At 70.7% G+C, this 21,150-nt stretch carries 18 protein-coding genes, 1 pseudogene and 1 riboswitch; of the genes and pseudogenes, 3 read left to right on the top strand and 16 right to left on the bottom strand.

The window, feature by feature from the left end:
- Positions 1-211: 211 nt before the first annotated feature.
- Positions 212-817, bottom strand: a complete 606-nt coding sequence (locus tag EIL87_RS15630; protein ID WP_125091282.1) for a malonic semialdehyde reductase — start codon at positions 815-817, stop codon at positions 212-214.
- A gap of 371 nt (positions 818-1,188) precedes the next feature.
- Here EIL87_RS15630 and EIL87_RS15625 point away from each other — a divergent pair, with 371 nt between their 5' ends.
- Positions 1,189-1,803, top strand: a complete 615-nt coding sequence (locus tag EIL87_RS15625; protein ID WP_125091281.1) for a 50S ribosomal protein L25/general stress protein Ctc — start codon at positions 1,189-1,191, stop codon at positions 1,801-1,803.
- Positions 1,804-1,886: 83 nt separating this feature from the next.
- Positions 1,887-2,462: an aminoacyl-tRNA hydrolase gene (pth, locus tag EIL87_RS15620; protein WP_125091280.1), complete on the top strand. Its 576-nt coding sequence runs from the start codon at positions 1,887-1,889 to the stop codon at positions 2,460-2,462.
- Positions 2,463-2,774: 312 nt separating this feature from the next.
- On the opposite strand, the gene EIL87_RS15615 is transcribed toward pth, so the two are convergent.
- The 13 genes and pseudogenes from EIL87_RS15615 to rsmI form a co-directional block, all read right to left on the bottom strand.
- Positions 2,775-4,430: a fatty acyl-AMP ligase gene (locus tag EIL87_RS15615; RefSeq protein WP_125091279.1), complete on the bottom strand. Its 1,656-nt coding sequence runs from the start codon at positions 4,428-4,430 to the stop codon at positions 2,775-2,777.
- A gap of 56 nt (positions 4,431-4,486) precedes the next feature.
- On the bottom strand, positions 4,487-6,265 hold the full coding sequence (locus EIL87_RS15610) for an ABC-F family ATP-binding cassette domain-containing protein (RefSeq protein WP_125091278.1): 1,779 nt from the start codon (positions 6,263-6,265) through the stop codon (positions 4,487-4,489).
- A gap of 19 nt (positions 6,266-6,284) precedes the next feature.
- Entirely contained in the window at positions 6,285-7,241 is a 957-nt protein-coding gene (locus tag EIL87_RS15605) for a 4-(cytidine 5'-diphospho)-2-C-methyl-D-erythritol kinase (RefSeq protein ID WP_199740456.1), read from the bottom strand.
- A gap of 153 nt (positions 7,242-7,394) precedes the next feature.
- Positions 7,395-8,201 (bottom strand): MetQ/NlpA family ABC transporter substrate-binding protein, encoded by an 807-nt coding sequence (locus EIL87_RS15600; RefSeq protein WP_125091276.1) that lies wholly within the window; start codon positions 8,199-8,201, stop codon positions 7,395-7,397.
- A 106-nt stretch (positions 8,202-8,307) separates the two neighbouring features.
- On the bottom strand, positions 8,308-8,991 hold the full coding sequence (locus tag EIL87_RS15595; RefSeq protein WP_233576278.1) for a methionine ABC transporter permease: 684 nt from the start codon (positions 8,989-8,991) through the stop codon (positions 8,308-8,310).
- Positions 8,988-10,010, bottom strand: a complete 1,023-nt coding sequence (locus tag EIL87_RS15590; RefSeq protein ID WP_125091275.1) for a methionine ABC transporter ATP-binding protein — start codon at positions 10,008-10,010, stop codon at positions 8,988-8,990. Before EIL87_RS15590 ends, EIL87_RS15595 begins: the two co-directional genes overlap by 4 nt.
- A gap of 92 nt (positions 10,011-10,102) precedes the next feature.
- On the bottom strand, positions 10,103-10,246 hold the full coding sequence (locus EIL87_RS26850) for a hypothetical protein (protein ID WP_158628651.1): 144 nt from the start codon (positions 10,244-10,246) through the stop codon (positions 10,103-10,105).
- A 4-nt stretch (positions 10,247-10,250) separates the two neighbouring features.
- Positions 10,251-10,340, bottom strand: a riboswitch (SAM riboswitch).
- Between the two features lie 173 nt (positions 10,341-10,513).
- Positions 10,514-11,383, bottom strand: a complete 870-nt coding sequence (gene rsmA / locus EIL87_RS15585) for a 16S rRNA (adenine(1518)-N(6)/adenine(1519)-N(6))-dimethyltransferase RsmA (protein ID WP_233576277.1) — start codon at positions 11,381-11,383, stop codon at positions 10,514-10,516.
- 190 nt (positions 11,384-11,573) lie between these two features.
- Complete coding sequence (locus EIL87_RS15580) at positions 11,574-13,067, bottom strand: resuscitation-promoting factor (protein WP_125091274.1); 1,494 nt, start codon at positions 13,065-13,067, stop codon at positions 11,574-11,576.
- 620 nt (positions 13,068-13,687) lie between these two features.
- A pseudogene (locus EIL87_RS15575) lies at positions 13,688-13,939 on the bottom strand (transglycosylase family protein); the annotation flags it as partial.
- Positions 13,940-14,233: 294 nt separating this feature from the next.
- On the bottom strand, positions 14,234-15,067 hold the full coding sequence (locus EIL87_RS15570) for a TatD family hydrolase (protein ID WP_125091273.1): 834 nt from the start codon (positions 15,065-15,067) through the stop codon (positions 14,234-14,236).
- Positions 15,067-16,863: a methionine--tRNA ligase gene (metG, locus tag EIL87_RS15565; protein ID WP_125091272.1), complete on the bottom strand. Its 1,797-nt coding sequence runs from the start codon at positions 16,861-16,863 to the stop codon at positions 15,067-15,069. The genes EIL87_RS15570 and metG overlap by 1 nt, the downstream gene beginning before the upstream one ends.
- A gap of 113 nt (positions 16,864-16,976) precedes the next feature.
- The gene (gene rsmI, locus EIL87_RS15560) at positions 16,977-17,819 is read right to left on the bottom strand and encodes a 16S rRNA (cytidine(1402)-2'-O)-methyltransferase (protein WP_125091271.1); all 843 of its coding nucleotides are present in this window, start codon (positions 17,817-17,819) and stop codon (positions 16,977-16,979) included.
- 198 nt (positions 17,820-18,017) lie between these two features.
- Between rsmI and EIL87_RS15555 the strand changes: the two genes are divergently transcribed.
- A complete protein-coding gene (locus tag EIL87_RS15555) occupies positions 18,018-19,472 on the top strand; it encodes a dolichyl-phosphate-mannose--protein mannosyltransferase (protein ID WP_125091571.1) in 1,455 nt (484 codons plus the stop codon).
- A 1-nt stretch (position 19,473) separates the two neighbouring features.
- On the opposite strand, the gene EIL87_RS26845 is transcribed toward EIL87_RS15555, so the two are convergent.
- Together EIL87_RS26845 and EIL87_RS15545 are read right to left on the bottom strand one after the other, a co-directional pair.
- A complete protein-coding gene (locus EIL87_RS26845; RefSeq protein WP_158628650.1) occupies positions 19,474-20,172 on the bottom strand; it encodes an ABC transporter permease in 699 nt (232 codons plus the stop codon).
- Positions 20,169-21,053, bottom strand: coding sequence for an ABC transporter ATP-binding protein (locus EIL87_RS15545; protein ID WP_125091269.1), 885 nt, complete (start codon positions 21,051-21,053; stop codon positions 20,169-20,171). Before EIL87_RS15545 ends, EIL87_RS26845 begins: the two co-directional genes overlap by 4 nt.
- Positions 21,054-21,150: the final 97 nt, after the last annotated feature.

The raw sequence follows: 21,150 nt of genomic DNA, 5'->3' as shown, positions 1-21,150 counted from the left end.
GGCATCGGCCAGTGCCGATCGCAGATCAGAAGACGAAGGCCCCGGTCCAGCGGACCGGGGCCTTCGTCGTGTCCCAGCACGCCCTCGTCGCTTCATCCGTTCGGGGGTGGGGGGCAACATGTCGCCCCCCTCCCCCGTCCGAGTGGTCGTGTGGGGGCGCGGGGTCCAGGCGGCGTGTCAGGTTCCGTCATCGCCACGGTGGACGAGCACGTCAGAGCGTCGTCACCACTTCGTCGAAGTCGAGCCGGGGGAGGCGCTCCGACCAGGCGTTCTCGCCCGGCTTGCCGATGTTGGCGACGACCAGGGTCTGGTGCGTGCCGTCGGGGAAGAACTCGGCGTTGATCCCCGCGGCGTCGAGGCCGGTCATCGGGCCGACCGCGAGACCGGCCGCGCGGACGCCGAGGAAGAAGTAGCCGGCCTGCAGCGTCGCGTTCAGCTTCGCGTTCTGCTCCCGGAAGCCGAGGTCGGCGAAGATGTCCTTCGCTTCGGGCTTGTGCGGGAAGACCCGCGGCAGGTTCTCGTGGAACTCGGTGTCGGCCGCCAAGACCGCGACCAGCGGCGCCTGCTCGGTCTTGGCCCGGTTGCCCTCCATCAGGTGCGGCAGCAGGCGCGCCTTGGCCTCGGGCGAACGCAGCAGCAGGACCCGCAACGGCTGCTGGTTCATCGAGGTCGGCGCCCACTTGACCAGGTCGTAGATCGCCTGCACCTGTTCGTCGGTGACCGGCTCGTCGCTGAAGGTGTTGGCGGTGCGGGCCTCGCGGAACAGCAAGTCCTGGGCGTCGGCGGAGAGCGCGAGCTCGGACTGGGTCGCGGTCATGGAGTCACTCCTGGGCGATCGGGGCTGTTGCGTCACCCAGCTGAACATCCGGGAACGTTCATGGATTTCCCGTCCCTCGCGCTCGTGAGCGGGGTCACCGGCCGAGGTGGGTCCACCCGCGCGAAAACCGCCATCCGCGCACCGTTTAGACTGTTCGGGTTGCCTCGGCGAGGTCGGGACGTTCGCCCGGCGTGATCGGCGCGGTGGCACGGTGAAGGTCGGTCGACATGCTCCTCCGGCGCACTGATGTCGCGCACTCCCTGGTGCCGCTCTCCCACCGGCTCCCGTCGATCTCTCCAGTAGCGCGCCCCACCGCCGCAGGCCACCGAACAACTCACGTTCCGCCCGACGTCATCAAGGAGTGCACCACCGTGTCCGAGGTACGAATCGCAGTCGAGCAGCGCAACGAGTTCGGCAAGGGAGCGGCCCGCCGCACCCGCCGCGCCGGCAAGATCCCCGCGGTCCTCTACGGCCACGGCTCCGACCCGCAGCACCTGTCGCTGCCCAGCGTCGAGTTCGCCCGCGCCGTCCGTGAGAACGGGCACAACGCGGTGCTGACGCTGGACGTCGAGGGTTCCGGCCAGGAGCTCGCGCTGACCAAGACCATCACCTCCCACCCGATCAAGGGCTACATCGAGCACGTCGACCTGCTGCTGGTCAAGCGCGGCGAGAAGGTCACCGTCAACGTCCCCGTCGTGGTCACCGGTGACGCCGCTTCCGGCGCCCTGGTCAGCCAGGAGCTGACCGAGGTCGAGGTCGAGGCCGAGGCCCTGCACATCCCGGAGCAGATCGAGTTGTCGGTCGAGGGCGCCGAGATCGGCACCCAGCTGCACGTCTCCGACCTGAAGCTGCCGAAGGGCACCAGCCTGGTGTCCGACCCGGAGACCATGGTCGTCAACATCTCCGAGGCCGCGGCCGAGATGGAGGAAGAGCCCGCTGCCGAGGAAGAAGAGGGTGGCGAGGAAGAGGCCTCCGAAGAGGCCTGAGCCTGACGACGTCGGGCGCACCCGCGCCGCCCCCGTTGCGGGGCGGCGCGGGGCGTGCCTCCGCTTGAGGGAGACTTACTTCCGTGACCACTGCGGACGCGGTTTCGGTGATCGCCGGGCTCGGCAACCCCGGCCCGCGATACGAGGGGAACCGGCACAACATCGGTTTCCTCGTCGCCGACGAGCTCGCTGCGCGCATCGGCGGCAAGTTCAAGTCGCACAAGTCCGGTGCCGACGCCGTCGAAGGACGGTTGGGCGGCGCCCGTGCCGTGCTGATCAAGCCGCGTTCGTTCATGAACCTCTCCGGCGGCCCGGTCGCCGGGGCGGTCAAGTTCTTCAAGACCGCGCCCGAGTCGCTCATCGTCATCCACGACGAGCTGGACCTGCCCTACGGCACGATCCGGCTCAAGCGGGGTGGTGGCGAGAACGGCCACAACGGGCTGCGGTCGATCTCCAAGTCCCTGGGCACCCGCGACTACCTGCGCGTCCGCTTCGGCGTGGGACGCCCACCCGGCCGGATGGACCCCGCCGACTACGTGCTCAAGGACTTCTCCAGCACCGAGCGCAAGGAGCTCGCGTACTTCATCGACCAGTGCGCCGACGCGGTCGAAACGCTGGTCACCAAGGGCCTCGAAGCAGCCCAGAACGAGTTCCACTAACACCGCCCGCAGGGCGCTCCGCACCACGGGCGCAGGTGAGCACACCGACGCGACGGCAGGGGTACTGGCGACGAAGCCGTTGGCCTGCAGCAGCCCGGGCCGAGGCCCCGATCGAACTTCGCGCGAAGTTCGACGTGGAATTCGGGCGCCGAACTCGCGCGAACTTCGAGGGGCGGCCCTGCGACGCCGTGCCCTGGAAGCAAGGCCTGGAGCCAAGCGGCTGGAGCAGGCGGGTGCGCCACGTTCGCGACCAGGGGCCACCCGGCCCCGGCCGCCGTCCGACCGCCCCGGCGGGCCGCTGCGGCCGCTGCTCTAGCGGGGTGGGACGAGGTCGGCCGTGGCAGCTCGCCGGAGCTTGCCCGACGGGGTCTTCGGGAGAGTGCCCGGCGGGAGGACGACGACTTCGGCAGGGCGGACTCCCACGGCGTCGACGATGCGAGAGACGACGGCCTTGCGCAGCGCCTTCTCCTCGTCCTCCGAACCGGCCAGCTTCGACTCCAGCACGACCGCGAAGCGCTCACGGCGACTGCCCGCTTCCAGCCTCACCGCGGCCGCGTTGCCCGGCCGCACGCCCTGCACCTCGCAGGCCGCCCGCTCGATGTCGACCGGGTAGATGTTGCGGCCGCCCATGATGATCACGTCCTTGCGGCGTCCGCAGATCACCACCTGCCCGTCGGTCAGGTACCCCTCGTCACCCGTGTCGAGCCAGCCGTCGGCGTCCTGCACCTCCAGCGGACCGTCGACCGTGAGGTAGCCGGGGGTGACGGCTTCGCCCCGGATGCGCAGCCGACCGACCTGCCGGTCCGCGAGCACCGTGCCCTCGTCGTCGACGACGTCGACCTCCAGGCCCGGCAGCGGGTGTCCCAGCAGCGCGAACCGACGCGCCTGCGCCGTGTCGGGATCGACCGGTTCCGCGACGTGCCGGCGTTCGAGACCCTCGGCGTCGACCGAGTCGGTCTCCACTCCCCTGCCCAGCGGCGCGAACGACACCGCGAGCGTCGCCTCGGCCATGCCGAAGGCGCACACCATGCAGTTCGGGTCCATGCCGAAGCGCGCCCCGGCGTCGGTGAACGCCTGCGCCGCCGCCGGGTCGATCGGCTCGGCACCGTTGAGCGTGAACCGCAGGCTCGACAGGTCGAAGTCCTCGTCGGCGCGCGCCAGACGGCGGCCCACCACGGCGTAGGCGAAGTTCGGCGCCGCGGTGACCGTGGCGCGGTACTTGCTGATCAGCTTCGGCCACAGCAGCGGCGAGGCCAGGAAGTCCGACGGCGTGACCTTGACCGTGGACATCCCGATGGCCATCGGCACGGTCAGGCAGCCGACCATCCCCATGTCGTGGAACAGCGGCAGCCAGGACATCGCCAGGTCGCGCTCGGGGTCGAGCTCGGCCGCGGTGACCATGGCCTGCAGGTTCGCGTTCAGGTTCCGGTGGGTGATCCGCACCGCCTTCGGCTCCGCGGTGGACCCGCTGGTCAGCTGCAGCAGTGCGGTCTCGTCCTCGCCGACCTCGACCGGGCCGGGCAGCGGTTCGGCGTCGCTGACGGCGAGTCCCGCGAGGTCCCGGTAGGCGATGCCGTTCTCCTCGAGCACCCCGCCCAACTGCTCGAACGGCGGGCCGAGCAGCACCAGCCGCGCGCCGATCATCTTGAGCACCTTGAGGGTGTCCTCGGCCCAGTGGTCCAGGTCCGTGCGCGGTGTCGGCTGGTGCAGCATCGTCACGCTGCCACCGCCGAGCCAGACCGCCTGCACGGCGGGGCCGATCAGGCCCGGGTCGGCCGCGAGGACCGCGACGGCGGCACCGGGCCGCAGCTGATCGCCGAGCCCGCCGGCCATCTGCAGCGCGTCCTCGTGCACCTGCGCCCACGTCCGGAACCGCGGCTCCTCCGGTTCTCCGGTGGTGAGGCCGCGAGCGCCCTCCCCGGAATTCCGCCGAGCCGACGCCACCAAGGTCTCCACGAACCGACTCATGGAGCGCAGCTTACGAGCCGGGATGCGCCGAGGCACGCCTCGCCGCTCGTCCGGGCCTACCCGAGCTGGTCGGCCAGCTCCATCCACCGGGTTTCGAGGTCGTCCTTCTCCTGGTGCAAGGACTGCAGTTCGGCGTTGAGCTCGGCCAGCCGTTCCGGTTCCGTGGCGGCTTCGGCGAGCTTCTCGTGCAGGTCCGTCTCGCGCTTGGCGAGCTTGTCGAGCTGCCGCTCGTAGCGCGCGAGCTCCTTGCGGGCCGCGTGCTCCTCGGCACCGGACATGCCGCGCGACGCCGAGGCGTCGGTGGCCTGCTTGCCGACGCTGCTCTCCGCGGCCAGCAGCGAGTGCCGCCGCGACAGGTACTCGTCGATCCCGCCGGGCAGGTGGGTGATCCCGCCATCGCCGAACAGGGCGTGGACGCTGTCGCAGACGCGCTCGACCAGGTACCGGTCGTGCGAGACCACGATCATCGTGCCCGGCCAGGTGTCGAGCAGGTCTTCCAGCTGCTGCAGGGTGTCGATGTCCAGGTCGTTCGTCGGCTCGTCGAGGATCAGCACGTTCGGCTCGGCCATCAGCAGCCGCGCCAGCTGCAGCCGGCGCCGCTCGCCGCCGGAGAGGTCACCGACCGGTGTCCACTGCCTGCCCTTGCCGAAGCCGAACCGCTCCCCCAACTGCGAGGCCGACAGCTCGTACTTGCCGAGGGTGACGGTCTTGGCGACGTCTTCGATCGCCTCCAGCACCCGCCACTGACCCGGCAGGTCGTGCAGCTCCTGGGTCAGGTGCGCCATCCGCACCGTCTTGCCCTCGACGCGCTTGCCCGCGTCCGGCTCGCGCTCACCCGCCAGCAGCTTGAGCAGCGTCGTCTTCCCGGAGCCGTTGACGCCGACCAGACCGATCCGGTCGCCGGGACCGATCCGCCAGGTCACGTTCTCGAGCAGCTTGCGGTCGCCGATCTCCAGGTCGACGTCCTCCAGCTCCAGCACGGTCTTGCCCAGTCGGCGCTTGGCGAAGGCCAGCAGCTCGACGGAGTCGCGCGGCTCGGGAACGTCGGAGATCAGCGCCTCGGCGGCCTCCACCCGGTAGCGCGGCTTGGACGTGCGGGCCTTGGCGCCGCGCTGCAGCCAGGCGAGCTCCTTGCGCGCCAGGTTCTGCCGCTTCTCCTCGGTGGCCTGGGCGATGCGAGCGCGCTCGGCGCGGGCGTAGACCCAGTCCGCGTAGCCACCCTCGTACTGCTCGACCTTGCCGTCGACGACCTCCCAGGTGCGGTTGCAGACGGTGTCGAGGAACCAGCGGTCGTGCGTGACGATCACCAGGGCGCACTTGCGCTCCAGCAGGTGGTCGGCGAGCCAGCGCACGCCTTCGACGTCGAGGTGGTTGGTGGGCTCGTCGAGCACCAGCAGGTCGAGGTCGCGCACCAGCGCGGCGGCCAGCGCCACGCGGCGGCGCTCCCCGCCGGAGAAGTCTTCGACCGGGGTGTCGAGGCCGAGCCGGGTCATGCCCAGACCGCCGAGGACGGACCGCACCCGCGGGTCGGCGGCCCACTCGTGCTCGGCGGTGTAGCCGTGCGGGTCGAGGACGGCGTTGCGCACGGTGGCCTTCTCGGGCAGCTCGGTGCGCTGGGTGACCACGGCCATCCGCAGATCGCGGGAGTGCGAGACGCGGCCGGCGCCGGGTTCGGCGTTCCCGGCGAGGACCTCCAGCAGCGTGGTCTTGCCGCCGCCGTTGAGGCCGACGACGCCGATCCGCTCGCCTTCCGACACGCCCAGCGACACACCGTCGAGCAGGGGGCGCACGCCGTAGGACTTGCTGACCGTTTCCAGGTTGACCAGGTTGACCATCGAGGGTTCGACTACTCCGTCAGGCGTGGACTTGGGGCGGGGTCGGACGGTCGGCCGGCTCCTCGGAGACGACCTTCGCCCCCGGTACAGGACCGTGCGCGACGCGGACGGTGCGGCAGACGCCCGCACCGGAGAGCTCCGCAGCGACCCGGACGGCTTCGTCGGCGTCGGTGCAGAGGAAGGCGCAGGTCGGACCGGAGCCCGAGACGATGCCGGCCAGCGCGCCTGCCTGGACGCCCGCGCGCAGCGTGCGGCGCAGGCCCGGGCGCAGCGACACCGCCGCCGATTGCAGGTCGTTGCCCAGCAGCAGCGCGAGCTGCCGGGGATCACCGGAGGCCAGGGCCTCCAGCAGGGGTTCCACCTCACCGATCCGGCCGTTGCCGTTCTCCGCGCGGAGCCGGTCCAGCTCGCCGTAGACGCCGGGGGTGCTCAGCCCCTCCTTGTCCAGCGCGATGACCCAGTGGAAGGTGTGCCGGGCCAGCACCGGGACGAGCCGCTCCCCGCGTCCGGTGCCCAGCGCGGTGCCGCCCTGCAGCGAGAACGGGACGTCGCTGCCGAGCTTGCCTGCCAGGTCGCCGAGCTCGTCGCGGCCCAGCTCCAGCCGCCACAGCTGGTTGACGGCCTGCAGCGTGGCGGCCGCGTCAGCACTGCCGCCGGCCATGCCACCGGCGACCGGGATGCCCTTGTTGATCGAGATCCGCAGGCCCGGGTCCTCAGGGTCGCGGCCGGAGTGCTCGGCCAGCAGCCGCACGGCCTTCCAGGCGAGGTTCTCCGGGCCGGTGGGGACGGAGTCCGCACCCTCGCCCTTGACCTCGAGGCCCGGCTCGTCGGACGCCAGCACGGTGACGTCGTCGGTCAGCGACAGGGCCTGGAAGACGGTGACCAGCTCGTGGTAGCCGTCCGGACGAGCGTCACCCACCGAGAGGTGGAGGTTCACCTTCGCCGGGACTCGGACGGTGATCGGTGTAGGAACCACGGAGAGCACACCAAGAGCCTACGTGGCCGACGAACCTGGTGGCCCACTTCCCTGCGCACAGCCGTCCGCGGGGTGCGCCCCGTCCCGGCGACGCGGGCGAGAACCGCAGATCCGGGGTGGTGGAACCGCGGTCCTCGCCCTGTGGGGAGCCGGTCAGGAAGCGGGGACGACCGCGACCCCGCCCCACTTCTGGTTGATGAAGTCGGTGACCTGCGGGCTGCGCAGCAGCTCGGCCAGCTTGAGCACCCGCGGGTCCTTCGCCAGGGACGGGCTGGTAACCAGGCCGTTGGCGTAGGGGTTGCTCTGCGGGCTCTCCACCAGCAGCGGGTCCGACAGCTTCGCCTTGATCGCGTAGTTGCCGTTGACCACCGCGGCGGCCGCGTCGTCGATCGAGCGCGGCAACTGGTCCGGGGACAGGTCCTTCAGCTGGAGGTTCTTCGGGTTCTCGGCGATGGCCGCGTCCAGCCGCGTGCCCACGGCCGCCTCCGGCTTGAGCTTGACCAGCCCGCCCTGCTCCAGCAGCTTCAGGCCGCGGAACTGGTTCGCCGGGTCGTTGGACAGGGTCACGGTGGCTCCGGCCGGCAGCTCCTCCAGCGACTTCGCCTGCTTGGAGTAGACGGCGAGCGGCTCCAGGTGCACCGGCTCGACCCAGGCGAACTCGCCGCCGCGCTCCTTCCGGTACTCCTCCAGGTACGGCACGTGCTGGAAGTAGTTCGCGTCCAGCTCGCCGTTGGCGACGGCCTCGTTGGGCCGGTTGTAGTCGTCGAACTTCTCGATCTCGATGTCGATGCCGGCCTGCTCGGCCAGGTTCTCGTCGACGAACTCGAGGATCTCACCGTGCGGGGTCGGGCTGACCCCGATCGTCAACGGCGCGTTGGGGTCTTCGGCGGCGGAACCACCACCGCAGGCGGCCAGCAGCACTCCGGCCGAGGCGACCAGAGCGGCGAAGCGCAGGCGCATGTCGTGCGTCCTTTCGTAGCAAGCCCGGGTTCCGGGCAGGCAGCGGTCGCGCACCGTCCTCGTGGGACGTGCGCGTGGGGGGAGGTCCTCCGGAACGGAGGGGAGGTCAGCCGACGGCGGTGCGCCGGCGATCGACGAGCTTCGCGGTGCGATCGGTGATCAACTGGATCAGGAAGGCAAGCAGGCCCAGCACCACGACCGATCCGTAGAGGATCCGGTCGTCGTAGCCCTGGTAGCCGTCCTGGATCGCGGTCGTGCCCAGGCCGCCACCGCCGATGGCGCCGGCCATCGCGGCGTAGCCGATCAGCGCCACGGCGGTGACGCCGACAGCGCCGACGAGCGCTGCCCGGGCCTCCCCGAGCAGCACCGTCCACACGATCCGCAGCCTGCTCGACCCGGTCGTGATCGCGGCTTCGACGACGGTGAACCCGACTTCGCGCAACGCGTTCTGCGTCAGCCGCGCGAAGAAGGGGACCGCGCCGATGGTGAGCGGCACGATCACCGCGCTGCTGCCGATCGAGGTGCCGATCAGCAGCCTGGTGAACGACGCCAGCACCACCAGCAGCACCACGAAGGGCACCGAGCGCACCACGTCCACAACCACGCCGAGCACCTTGTTCAGCACCGGCTTGGGGTTCAGCCCGACCGGTGAGGTCAGGTGCAGCAGCACACCCAGCGGCAACCCGCCGACCACGGCCAGCACGGTCGCCACCAGCACCATGTAAAGCGTTTCGAGCGTTGCCTCGCCCAGCAGTTCGCCGACCTCCGACCAGGGGGTCACATCAGTCACGCAGCAGCAACTCCGTCAACGCTCACCGGGGCGCGCCGGACGTGCGCGTCCCGCTCGATCATCCACTTCAGCGCCGCCTCGGAACGCTCACCGGTGAGGCCGATCTTGAACTTGGCGACCGGGGTGTCGCCGAGGCGGGTCAGGCCACCGCCCAGGATCGCCAGGTCGACGGCGAACCGGTTGGAGGCCTCGGGGAGCAGCGCTCCCACGGCGGCGAAGCCGACCAGGACGACCTCGGCGACCACGTCGTGGCGTCCCGAGGTCGGCCGGAGCTGGTCGGCCTGGTCCGTTTCGGGCAGCAAGGTGCCGCTGATCTTGCTGCCGGGTTCGGCGACGAGGTCCAGGACCTTGCCGTGCTCGACGACCTGGCCGTCCTCGAGCACCGCGACGTCGTCGGCGATCTTGCGCACCACCGCCATGTCGTGGGTGACCACGAGGACGGTGACGCCGAGTTCGGCCCGCGCGCGGTCCAGGACCGTCAGCACCGAGTCGGTGGTGGCCGGGTCCAGCGCGGAGGTCGGCTCGTCGGCCAGCAGCACCGAGGGCTTGGCCGCCAGGGCGCGGGCGACCGCGATCCGCTGGCGCTGACCACCGGAGAGCTGGTCCGGGTAGGCCGACGCCTTGTCGGTCAGCCCCACCAGGTCGAGCAGCTCACCCACGCGGTTGCGGCGCTGCGGGCCACCGATGCCGGCGGCCTCGAGCGGCAGCGCCACGTTGCCCGCGGCGGTGCGCTGCCGCAACAGCGAATCGCCCTGCGGGACCACGCCGATCTGCCGGCGCGCGGCGCGCAACGCCTTGCCGTCCAGCGACACCAGGTCGGTGCCGTCCACCCGGATCGCACCGGCGTCGGGCTTCTCCAGCAGCGCGATGCACCGGGCCAGCGTCGACTTCCCCGCTCCGCTCGGGCCGACCACACCGCACACCGAACCGGCGTGGACCTCCATCGACACGCCGTCGAGGGCGCGGACGGCACTCCCGTTGTGCTGGAAGGACTTGGTCAGGTTCTCTACAGAGATCACGATCTGCTCCACATCAGCTCGCGACGGCCGGCCCGCGCGCGGGCAGCAGCCATGGGGAACTTCTAGGCGAAAGGAAGAAGGGGAATGCCGGGTCACATCTCGCGACGACAGGCGCAGGTGGTGCGCCGTCCGTGGTCGATGACCCGCCGCTGCGTGAGCAGCTCCCTGATGTGGAGCACCTCGTACCGGGCGTCGCCGGTGGCAGGCAGGTTCGCTAACCGCGCGTTGGAATCCACAGCTACTCCATCGGTCCTGGCGTTAGCACCTGCCCGCGACGGGTGGTTGCTGCGGCGTCAACAAGCCAGGTCTCTCGGCCGCTCGGGATGGATTTCCCGAATAGTAGACCCCATCGACGCGTCTTGGCGCAAGCTGATAGCGGTCACCGACCGAAATCGTTTGACAGATCACATACCCGGTGGAGCGGGAATCTTTCCTCAGGCCGTGGCGTTTCGCTCACTCACAGTGATGTCGCGGTGCGTGTTCGCAAGCTCCGGACGGGTGGTTCAGCTGGTCGACCCGGATGACGCGGCCTCCGCGATCCGGGCGAAGTCGGTGATGCGCAACTGCTCCCCGCGCGTCGTCGGGTCCACTCCGGCCACGCGCAGCAACTCCTCCGCCCGCGCCGCGGATCCGGCCCAACCGGACAACGCGCCCCGCAGCGTCTTCCGCCGCTGCGCGAAGGCCGCGTCCACGACCCGGAAGACGTCCTCCCGGGGTGCGTCCGACGGCGGGGCGACGCGCTCGAAGGCGACCAGCCCGGAGTCCACGTTGGGCACCGGCCAGAACACCTTGCGCGGCACCGGACCCGCGCGGCGCACGTCGGCGAACCACGCCGCCTTCGCGCTCGGCACGCCGTAGACCCGGCTTCCCGGTTCGGCGGCCATCCGGTCGGCGACCTCGGACTGCACCATGACCAGGCCGTGCCGCAGGCTCGGCAACTCCGCGAGCAGGTGCAGCACGACGGGCACGGCGACGTTGTAGGGCAGGTTGGCCACCAAGGCGGTCGGCGGCTTCGCGAAGTCCTCGGCCCGCACCCGCAGCGCATCGGCGGACAGCACGCTCAACCGGTCGGCCAGCTGCGGCGCGAACTCCTGCGCGGTCCGCGGCAGCCGCTCCGCCAGCACCGGGTCGATCTCCACCGCGGTGACGGCCCCGGCGACGGGCAGCAGCGCGAGCGTCAGCGACCCCAGGCCCGGACCGACCTCGAGCACGACGTCATCGGCCTCGAGGTTCGCGGCCGACACGATCCGGCGGACCGTGTTCGGGTCGTGCACGAAGTTCTGCCCGAGCTTCTTGGTCGGTTTGATGCCCAGCTCGTCGGCCAGCCGACGCACGTCGGCCGGTCCCAGCAGCGCAGCCCCCTGCTCATCCACGCGGACGAACCTACCCGCGCTCGAGGACGACGAACTCACCAGGTCAACCGGCGAGGAACCGGCGCGCACTCGTCAGCCGAGCGCCGAAGGACGCTCGGCGCACGAAGACTCAGCGGCTCTCCGGTCGTGCCGGAGAGCCGCTGAGGGTGTCCTACCCGCACCGCCCCGCGAGGAGCGGTGCGGTGGGGGATCAGTCGAGGCCGAGCTTGGACGAGCAGGACGGCCAAGCGCCGTAGCTGCCGCCGCGGGCGTCGCGCACCTTCTCGGCGACCGCGATCTGCTGCTCGCGGGTGGCCTGGTGCGGGTACGGGGCGTACTGGTCGCCGCCGTAGGCGTCCCACGTGGACTTGTCGAACTGCAGCCCGCCGTAGTAGCCGTTGCCGCTGTTCATGGCCCAGTTGCCGGTCGCCTCGCACTGGACGAGCTTGTCCCAGACGGCGCTGTTCGGCGCCGGCTTGCCACCGACGCGGACGACCTTCTCGACCGGCGCCTTGGTGACCTTCTCGTCGACGACCTCGCGGCCGGACTCGTCGCCGTTGACCTTGGTGATCCGGGTGAACTGGATCTTCTCGCCGGAGCGGCCGGGCGACTCGACCTTCTCCTCGCCCTTGAACATCGTGTTGTCGACGATCTCGCGGACCGGCGGCGGCACCGGCACGGTCACGCTGACCACCGAGCTCTGCGTGCGGTCGATGCGCACCTCGGCGCCGGTGACCAGCTTCGCAGCGTTGCCGGGGGTGACCTTGTCGTCCGGGCCGAGCTGGAGCTTCTGCTCCTTGACCAGCTCGTCGATGTTCGCGGCGGTGGTGGTCAGCTGCTTGGCCCCGCTGCCCCCGTCGATGAGGGTGATGTCCTTCTTGGTGCGGACCGACAGCTCCATGCCCTGCTCGGGCACCGGCATGGTGCGGTCGGCGTTGAGGACGGCGCCGTCGGCGTTGACGCCGAGCTGGCGCAGGGCCTGCTCGACGGTCACCGAGCGGACCCACTCCTCGCGGACCTCACCGTCGACGTTGAGCTTGAGCAGCCGACCGCGGTCGAGCGTGATGGTCTCGCCATGGCCCACCTCGGCCTGCGGGGACGGGCTCAACGCGTCGTGCGGACCGACGCGGATGCCCTGCTCCTCGAGGACCTCGCCGACGGTGTCGTCGTAGGTGTTGACGGTCCGCTCCTGGCCGTCCACCTCGACGGTGACCGACTTGTCCATCGCGGCGGCGGCGCCACCGCTGCCGGTCAGGGTCAGCAGCACGCCGGCCACGGCGCCCTTGAGGAAGCGGCGCTTCCAGGCGGTCATGGCCTCGGTGACCTGCTGCGGCGGGAGAGCGCCCGCCTCGCCCTCGGGCGCAGCCTCGAGGAAGTCCATCGGCGGCAGGACGGTCGTCTCGGCGTTGATCAGCCGGATGACCTCGTCGACGTCGATCTCGGCGGTCGCGAGGACGTCCTCGGCGTCCGGGCCGAGCACGTCGTAGACGTCCTGCGGGGTGATCTCGAAGCCCGTCGGCGGGAAGCTCGGGTGCTCGTCGGACCACTGCTGGTCCGGGCGGTCGAGCAGTCCTACCGCGGTGTGCTGCTCGGTCGGCTGGACCGGGGTGAACCAGTCAGTCGCCGCGTTGAAGGAATCGGCCCAGTAGCCGTCGTTCCGCGGGTTCGCGGAACCGGCATGGCTGGGCTCGCCACGTCCGTTCACAGGGTCGTTACCTCCCGAAGGCGCAAAGTCGCACCCGCGAGGAAAGGACGCGAAAAACGTTGGGCGAGTTCATGTTCCTCGCACAACCCCTCTCACTTCCCCGCGTGCGCACAACCTTCGTGCTTCGTGTCTGTATCCGACTCCCGCAAGCCAATTGCCGCCTAGCCGACAGCGAGCTCGTCGCTCACCGCCAACTTCCCCGACGTACACCGGCGAGACTAACGGGCGTTCCCCATGACTGGTTGTCATCGGTTACGGGGCCGAGACTCTACCGTGATCACCATGGGCCGCCAAGGACCCGATTCGGACATGTGAGTCCACTTACGCCGGAATGCCATGCAACCAAACACGAACGGTAATCATGAACGGCGAAGATTAGGCCATTCGGGGGGCACTCCCAGGATTCGTTAGCCGCTTCCCGAATCGCATCCGTGACATATCACACGGCGGACGAACCGCCTCCACGACCGCTTCCCGCGGGGTGCGGGCCAGCGGAAACACCCCCGGCGCAGTGGTCCGGCCCGGGCGCTGCGCGCACCCGGGCCGGACCTCCCCTCCCCTCGCGCGAGGGAACTGCGTTCCCTCGCGACGATCATTCGCGGAAACGCGGCGAGTTCACGTCAGCGCGACAGACCGAGCTTCCGGGAACACGCCGGCCAAGCGCCGTACCCACCTCGGTCGGCGCGCACCTGCTCGGCGATCTCGATCTGCTGCTCCCGCGACGCGCGGTGCGGGTAGCGGCCGAACCGCTCGCCTCCGTAGGCGGCCCAGGTGCTGCGGTTGAACTGAAGGCCGCCGTAGTAACCGTTGCCCGTGTTGGCGGACCAGTCACCACCGGATTCACACCGCGCGAGCCGGTCCCACACGGCGGCTCGATCGTCGGTCGGGGTTGCCGCGGCGTTCGGGGCCACCGCGACCATGGTGCTACCGCTCACGGCGATAGCAGCCGCCACAGTCCACTTCGTGAATCTATGGAACTCCACTGTGCATCCTCACAACCGATGGTTCCGGTCTGGAGGACCTCCGACGGGATTCCCGGCGGAGTTCGGGGTGCCCCCCGTCCCGGCTTCCACATTGGACGGTAGAAGTCGGCGGGCGGACCGCAAGCGGGCAGCGTGGGGCGAGACCTAGCAGAACTCGCAGCGTGAGGAACTACAGGGGTGTGACTACCCCTGTTCGAGGCCGAAAACTCGCTCAGCGGTGGCGGCGGTGGCTACAGCGAGTTCATCCACGTTCATGCCACGGAGTTCGGCCAGGTCACGAAGGGTGTAATTGACGCAGTAGGGCTGGTTGGGGCGTCCCCGGAACGGGTGCGGCGTCAGGAACGGCGCGTCCGTCTCGACCAGCATCTGCTCCAGCGGGACGGTTTCCGCCGCCGCACGAAGGCTCTTCGCGTTGCGGAAGGTGGCCGTACCGGCGAACGAGAGCACGTGTCCCTTGGCGGTGCAGGCTTTCGCGAATTCGGCGTCACCGGAGAAGCAGTGGAAGACCACCGTCTCCGGAGCGCCTTCCTCGTCGAGGATGCGCAGGATGTCGTCGTGCGCCTCGCGGTCGTGGATCATCAGCGGCTTGCCGGTCCGCTTGGCGAGGTCGATGTGCCAGCGGAACGCCTCCTGCTGCGGCTCCGGCGGCGAGTAGTCCCAGTAGTAGTCCAGACCGGTCTCGCCGACGGCCACCACGCGCGGGTGCGTGACCAGCTCCTCCAGCGCCGCCTTGTCGTCCGGGCCGAAGTCCTTGGTGCGGGTCGGGTGCAGCGCCACCGCGGCGAAGACCCGCTCGTCCCAGGTCGCGGCCTGCACGGCCCAGCGCGCGGAGTCCAGGTCGTCGGCCACGGTGACCACGCGGCCGACCCCGGCGCTCTGCGCCCGGTCGAGGAGCTCCCGGACGTCCTCGGCGGTCTTGGCGCCGCAGGCGTCGAGGTGGGTGTGGGCGTCGACGGCCGAGGCCGCCAGTGCCTCGGGCACCGGCGGCAGCTCGCGCCTGGAATCCTTCTTGCTCATCAGTCCGACTGGATCGGGGCCCACTCCGGCCCGGTCTCGCCGAGTTCGGCGTCGAGCTTCGCGAACAACGGCTTCGGCTTGTTCAGCGGACGACCCACCTCGATGTCGACGGACTCCCACCTGGCCTGCTCGGCGTCGTAGTCGCCCATCAGCACGGGGTAGGACAGCGACGGCTCGTCGAGGTCGTCGACCTCGCGGACAGACGGCTGCGCCGCCCACACGCCGGTGCCGCCCAGCAGCTCGTGCACCTTCTGCGCGGAGTGCGGCAGGAACGGCGTGAGCAGCGTGTTGGCGTCGGAGACGACCTGCAGCGCGGTGTGCAGCACCGCGTCGCGGCGGTCCGGGTCCTCCTTGAGCTTCCACGGCTCCTGGTCGGACAGGTACTTGTTGGCCGCCGAGACCACCCGCATCGCCTCCTGCGACGCGGCCTTGAACCGGGAGCGCTTCAGGTGGTCCCCGACCGTGCCGAACGCGGCCCGGGCCTGCGCCTTGAGCTCCTCGTCGGCGGGTGCCGGGGAGGTCGGCGCCGGGACGCCACCGTTGTTCTTCGCCGCCATCGAGATGGAGCGGTTGACCAGGTTGCCCCACTCGTTGGCCAGCTCGAAGTTCGTGCGGCGGACGAACTCGTCCCAGGTGAAGTCGGTGTCCTGGTTCTCGGGGCCCGCCACCGAGATGAAGTAGCGCAGGGTGTCCGGGCCGAACTCGCGCAGGAAGTCGCGGACGTAGATCACGGTGCCGCGCGAGGTGGAGAACTTCGAGCCGCTCATGGTGAGGAACTCGCTGGAGACGACCTCGTCCGGCAGGTTCAGCTCGCCGAACGGACCCGGATCGCCACCCTTGTCGCCCTGACCGTTGTGGCCCATCAGCAAGGTCGGCCAGATCTGGGCGTGGAAGGTGATGTTGTCCTTGCCCATGAAGTAGTAGCCCTGGGCCGACGGGTCGGTCCACCACTTCTTCCAGGCGTCGGGGTCGCCGGTGCGGCGCGCCCACTCGACGCTGGCCGACAGGTAGCCGATGACCGCGTCGAACCAGACGTAGAACCGCTTCATGGGCTGGTCGCGCCAGCCGTCGAGCGGGATCGGCACGCCCCAGTCCAGGTCGCGGCTGATCGCGCGCGGCCGCATGTCCTCGACGAGGTTCTGGGCGAAGCGGAGCACGTTGGGCCGCCAGCCGTCCCGGGTGGACAGCCACTTGCCCAGCGACTCGGTGAACGACGGCAGGTCCAGGAACAGGTGCTCGGTCTCGACGAACTCCGGCTTCTCCCCGTTGATCCGGGAGACCGGGTTCTTCAGCTCAGCCGGGTCGAGCTGGTTGCCGCAGTTGTCGCACTGGTCACCGCGCGCGCCGTCGTAGCCGCAGATCGGGCAGGTGCCCTCGATGTAGCGGTCGGGCAGCGTCCGGCCGGTGGACGGGCTGATCGCTCCGGTCGTGGTCTTGGGCACCACGTAGCCGTTGCGGTGCAGCGCGAGGAAGAGGTCCTGCACCACCTTGTAGTGGTTGCCGGTGGTGGTGCGGGTGAACAGGTCGTAGGACAGGCCGAGGCCCTGCAGGTCCTCGGTGATCACCCGGTTGTACTTGTCGGCGAGCTGCCTGGTGGTCAGCCCCTCCTTCTCGGCCTGGACCGAGATCGGCGTCCCGTGCTCGTCCGTCCCGGAGACCATGAGCACCTGGTTGCCGGCCATTCGCTGGTAGCGGGAGAAGACGTCCGAGGGCACACCGAAGCCGGAGACATGACCGATGTGCCGCGGACCGTTGGCATAAGGCCAGGCCACAGCGGTCAACACAGAGGCGCTCATGCCCGCTAGCGTAATCGCCCGCTCGTCCTGCTCGGCGGTGCGGGTGGGGCGGCGCGGCGCGCTCGACGCGGCACCGCTCGCCCAGGTCGGGCGCAGCGGCGCTCACCCGGTGGTCAGGCCTGCTTCCGCGCGGTGAGCACCGCGTCGTAGAGCTCCTTCTTCCGGACGCCCGCCAGCTCGGCGACCTCGGCCACCGCGTCCTTGAGCCGAACTCCCTCCGCGGCGCGTTGCTCGACCCGGCCGACCAGCTCGGCGGGGTCGGCCGGGGCCTCCTGCTCGGCTCCGGCGAGCACCACCGTGATCTCCCCCCGCACTCCCTCGTCGGCCCATTCGACCAGCTCAGCGAGGGTGCCGCGCTTGATCTCCTCGTAGGTCTTGGTCAGCTCCCGGCACACGGCGGCGCGCCGCTCCCCGCCCAGCACCGCGACCGCGTCGGCCAGGGTGTCGGCGAGCCGGTGCGGGGCCTCGAAGAACACGCTGGTGCGCTCCTCGGCGACCAGCCGGCCGAAGAACCTGCGCCGGTCGCCGCTCTTGCGCGGCGGGAAGCCCTCGAAGCAGAAGCGGTCCGAGGGCAGGCCCGACACCGCGAGCGCCGTGGTCACCGCCGACGGCCCGGGCAGGCAGGTCACCGGCAGGCCCTCGGCCACGCAGGCCGAGACCAGCCGGTAACCGGGGTCGGAGACGCTGGGCATCCCCGCGTCGGTCACCAGCAGCACGTCCTTGCCCTCGCGCAGCGCGTCGAGCAGCGCGGGAGCGCGCGCGGCCTCCACGGCCTCGTAGTAGCTGACGACCTTGCCCGCCGGGGTCACCTCCAGCGCGGAGGCGAGGTTGCGGACCCGGCGGGTGTCCTCGGCGGCCACCACCTCGGCCGAGCGGAGCGCTTCGACCAGGCGGGCGGACGCGTCGCGGGCGTCGCCCAGCGGCGTGGCGGCGAGCAGCAAGGTGCCGGAGTCCATGACCGCACAGGGTAAGCCGAGCGACGAGGTCGTCCCCCGGCGGTGCGGCGTGGACCGACGCGCCTGACCCTTACGATCGACGGTGTGAGCGTCCCAGTCCGCAGGTTCGGCGGTGCCGACGAACTCGTCCAGGTAGGCCGCGCACCGGCGGCTCGCCGACCGGGGGAGTCCGACCCGCTGCCCCTGCTGGACACCTCGATGCCCGACGACCGCAGGCGCAGCTGGGTCGTGACGCTGGTGATCACGCTGGTCGCCGGGCTGGTCCGGTTCTGGGACCTGGGCCGGGCGACCGATGAGGGCACGCCGGTCTTCGACGAGAAGCACTACGTCCCGCAGGCGTGGCAGATGCTGCGCAACGGCGGTTACGAGGACAACCCCGGCTACGAGCTGGTGGCGCACCCGCCCGTGGGCAAGCAGGTCATCGCGATCGGCGAGTGGCTGCTGGGCTACACGCCGTGGGGCTGGCGGATCATGGCGGCCCTGTTCGGCACCCTCATGGTGCTGCTGATCATCCGCATCGCCCGCCGGATGACCCGCTCGACGCTCCTCGGCGCGCTGGCCGGGGTCCTGCTGATCTGCGACGGCCTCAGCCACGTGCAGGCCCGCGTCGGGATGCTCGACATCTTCCAGGCGCTGTTCCTGCTCGCCGCGTTCGCCTGTCTGCTGGTCGACCGCGACCAGGTGCGCGAGCGGCTCTGGCAGGTCTGCTCGGACGGCAGGCTCGACCCGGCGGCCTGGGGACCGCGCCTGGGCTTCCGCTGGTGGCGCCTCGGCGCGGGCCTGATGCTCGGCCTGGCCTGCGGGGTCAAGTGGAACGGCATCTACTACATCATGGCGTTCGGCCTGCTCAGCGTGATCTGGGACGCGCTGGCCCGGCGCGCCGCCGGGGTGCGGCGGCCGTGGCGGGCGGCACTGGTGCGCGACACCGCCCCGGCGCTGTGGGCCCTGGTCGGCATCCCGCTGCTGGTGTACTTCGCGACCTGGGCGGGCTGGTTCGCCAGCGAGACGGCCACCGATCGGCACGCGGTGCTGCTCAACGACGACGTGGGCATGAACGGCCTGCCCGACGTGCTGCGATCGCTGCTGTACTACCAGCTCAACGTGCTGGACTTCCACACCCACCTGACCACGCCGGCGACCCCGCACCCGTGGGAGTCGAAGCCGTGGGCGTGGCCGATGGGCATGCGCCCGATGCTCTACTACTACGAGTCCGGGATGCCCGGTTGCGGCCGGAACAGCTGCGTGCAGGCCACGATGCTGATCGGCACCCCGGCGCTGTGGTGGCTGGCGCTGCCGGTCGCCGCGTGGTCGGTGTGGCGGGCGGTGTTCCGGCTGGACTGGCGCTACGCGGCGGTGCTGGTCGGCTACGGCGCCGGGTACCTGCCCTGGTTCACGAACCTGTCGCGGCAGATGTACTACTTCTACGCCACTCCGCTGGTCCCGTTCCTCGTGCTGGGGATCGTGCTGGTGCTCGGCCACGTGCTCGGGTCGGTGGAGGACCACTACGAGCGCCGCAAGACCGGGCTGATGGCCGTCTCGCTCTACATCGGACTGGTCGTGGCCAACTTCGCGTGGCTGTGGCCGATCCTCAACGGCGACCCGATCACCCACGAGCACTGGCAGGCCGAGCTGTGGCTGCCGTCCTGGCGCTGACTCACCGCGGTTCCCACCGGAACCAGGCCTTGGCCAGCAGGGCGAACAGCACGGTCCAGGCCAGCAGCGATCCCGCGGCCGGCAGCACGTCACCCTCGCCGGTCACCGCGTGGTGGACCAGGCCGCCGATCCCTCCGCCGGGCAGCAGCAGCCACCGCGGACCGGCGATGACGGCCATGACACCGCCCAGCAGGGCGAGGAACATCGGCAACGTCGTGATCTGGGCCTGCTCGGAGGACGAGGTGCGCGCGCTCGTCGCGACACCGGCCCCGACGCAGAGCCCGGTGCCCAGCACCAGGGCGAGCAGGACTGGCAGCGGACTCGGCACCGGCGCGCCCATGCCGATCGAGATGGCCAGCAGCAGCACCGCTTGCAGCACGCCGAGCAGCACCCCCGGGGTCAGCAGCCCGGCGAGGACCACCGCGTCGGAGGCCTCACCGCTGCGGAGCCGCTTGAGGTAGCGGTCCTCGCGGCGCGCGGCCAGCCCGGCTGTGACCGCGAAGTACACGGTGAAGCCGAGGACCACCAGCAGCTGCACGGACAGCGTGATCGCCCAGGTCGCGGGCGGCGCGCCGTCGGGCAGGTTGTAGCCGGCCCAGAGGCCGACCAGGACCGGCATCAGCAGCGAGCTGACGGCCACGGTCTTGTTGCGCAGCAGGAGCTTCAGCTCGGCTCGGGCGAGAGCCAGGACCACCTTCACGCGGGCACCTCCTCGCGAACGGACTGGAAGACCTCCTCGAGGGAGGCCGGGTGCGCCCGCAGACCGGAGAGGTCCACGTGCCCGTCGGCCCAGGCCAGCACGGCCAGCAGGTCCTGCTGCAGGTGCGGGGTGCGGATCTCGACGCGCGGACCGCGCCGGGTCGCGGTGCCGGCCAACGGCGGCAGCGGAACCTCCGGTGCGGTGAAGGTGATGCGCGCGGGGTGGTCGGCGAGGACGTCGACGAGCCGCCCTTCGACGGCGATCCGGCCCTGGTGCATGATCGCCAGTCGGTGCGCGAGGCGTTCGGCCTCCTCGAGGTAGTGCGTGGTGAGCAGCACCGTGGTGCCCCGCGCGAGCAGACCGCGGACGATCTCCCACGTGGTGCGGCGGGATTCCGGGTCCATGCCGACCGTCGGTTCGTCGAGGAACAGCAGTTCCGGCTCGCCCAGCAGCGCGAGGGCAAGGTCCAGGCGCCGCTTCTCGCCGCCGGAGAGCTGCCGCACCCGGACGTCGCGCCGCGGGTCGAGGCCGAGCGCCGCCAAGGCTCCGTCCACATCGGAGGGTTCGGTGCGCATCCGGCGGGCCAGTTCCGCGGTTTCGCGCACCGTGAGGTCACCGGCGAAACCGCTGTCCTGCAGCATGATCCCGGTCCGCCGGCGGATGCGGCGGTCGCGCGACGGGTCGACGCCGAACACGCGGACACGCCCTCCGGCGGGCTCGCGGTGGCCTTCGACCGTCTCCAGCACGGTCGTCTTGCCCGCGCCGTTGGTGCCGAGCAGCGCGAAGAGCTCACCGCGGCGGACCGCGAAGCCGACCCCCTGCACGGCTTCGAAGTCCCCGTAGCGGCATCGCAGGCCGTCGACCTCGATCACTGTCGTCATGCGTCCAGCCTGCTCGTCGCCGTTCTCCGCGGGTAGAGCGCTTCGTCAGCGACGCAGGGGCGCGGTGTCAGCGGATCCGATGACGGATGTCATCACC

Origin of the sequence: Saccharopolyspora rhizosphaerae, assembly GCF_003931915.1 — a bacterium.
Taxonomy (GTDB): Bacteria; Actinomycetota; Actinomycetes; order Mycobacteriales; family Pseudonocardiaceae; genus Saccharopolyspora; species Saccharopolyspora rhizosphaerae.
This window is presented reverse-complemented; position numbering and strand designations above follow the sequence as displayed.

Excerpts from the sequence above, each read along its gene's own strand:
- EIL87_RS15630 (WP_125091282.1), bottom strand. The coding sequence starts at position 817 with ATGACCGCGACCCAGTCCGAGCTCGCGCTCTCCGCCGACGCCCAGGAC.
- EIL87_RS15615 (WP_125091279.1), bottom strand. The coding sequence starts at position 4,430 with ATGAGTCGGTTCGTGGAGACCTTGGTGGCGTCGGCTCGGCGGAATTCC.
- EIL87_RS15610 (WP_125091278.1), bottom strand. The coding sequence starts at position 6,265 with ATGGTCAACCTGGTCAACCTGGAAACGGTCAGCAAGTCCTACGGCGTG.
- EIL87_RS15600 (WP_125091276.1), bottom strand. The coding sequence starts at position 8,201 with ATGCGCCTGCGCTTCGCCGCTCTGGTCGCCTCGGCCGGAGTGCTGCTG.
- EIL87_RS15570 (WP_125091273.1), bottom strand. The coding sequence starts at position 15,067 with ATGAGCAAGAAGGATTCCAGGCGCGAGCTGCCGCCGGTGCCCGAGGCA.
- metG (WP_125091272.1), bottom strand. The coding sequence starts at position 16,863 with ATGAGCGCCTCTGTGTTGACCGCTGTGGCCTGGCCTTATGCCAACGGT.
- rsmI (WP_125091271.1), bottom strand. The coding sequence starts at position 17,819 with ATGGACTCCGGCACCTTGCTGCTCGCCGCCACGCCGCTGGGCGACGCC.
- EIL87_RS15555 (WP_125091571.1), top strand. The coding sequence starts at position 18,018 with ATGCCCGACGACCGCAGGCGCAGCTGGGTCGTGACGCTGGTGATCACG.
- EIL87_RS15545 (WP_125091269.1), bottom strand. The coding sequence starts at position 21,053 with ATGACGACAGTGATCGAGGTCGACGGCCTGCGATGCCGCTACGGGGAC.